A 757-nucleotide genomic window follows, 5' to 3' on the forward strand; every position below is an offset into this window, starting at 1 on the left:
AGGTTTGGAACACATGATTTTATGTAATTTCATGTATTGATAAGTCGAATGCTTAGAATAAGATAACTATAACACTGCATACAAATCAAAATAATTGGAGGAATAATTATGTTTTTAGTGTTAGGAACTATTGCTATAGTAGCAACTGTTTTAAATCTTTATTTATATAAAGTAGGCAAAGATTATAAATTAGCAATGGCAATGGGATTGTCATTCACAGCACTGTCGCTTGTTGCAGGGTACAGCATGATATCCGGTTGGGTAAAGGTAAAAGATTGGGCTGCTTTATTAGATGTAGTACCTACTATGACAACAGTCCTATGGGGTTTAACGATTGTATCGATTTTATTAAATATAATTCCGATCCTTTTAGAGCAAAAAAAATAATTAAAACTAATCAACTATCTGATAAGAGTCTACTAAAATCAACACTTACTAGGTATTGATCTGATTGATTTTTCGCTGTCTATTATAAGTGTCGATTAAAATATTCAGGTTTCCTTACTTAAAAAAACGTGTATATATTCCCTTGAGCTAATAAGGTTTTATATACACGACTTTAAGCAATTTCATGTATTGAAGTAAACTTACTTGCAAGTGCGCTTTTGATTCCAAATTAAAACATATTATTATTCCTGAATAATTCATACCGACAAAAAAATGATCTGTTGCACTAAATTTTACCGGAATTTATATTTTTTATTCCGTCTCAGAACCCAACAGATTAAAAAATCCGGTTCTGTTGCAAAGTTTTAAA

Annotated in this window: 1 protein-coding gene; it reads left to right on the plus strand. The window is 30.1% G+C overall.

Translation table 11 applies throughout. The features are described 5' to 3' along the window. The first annotated feature begins 108 nt into the window (after positions 1-108). The gene (locus EF384_RS09600; RefSeq protein WP_123781493.1) at positions 109-387 is read left to right on the plus strand and encodes a hypothetical protein; all 279 of its coding nucleotides are present in this window, start codon (positions 109-111) and stop codon (positions 385-387) included. Positions 388-757: the final 370 nt, after the last annotated feature.

Origin of the sequence: Aerococcus agrisoli (assembly GCF_003797145.1) — a bacterium.
Classification (GTDB): Bacteria; Bacillota; Bacilli; order Lactobacillales; family Aerococcaceae; genus Aerococcus; species Aerococcus agrisoli.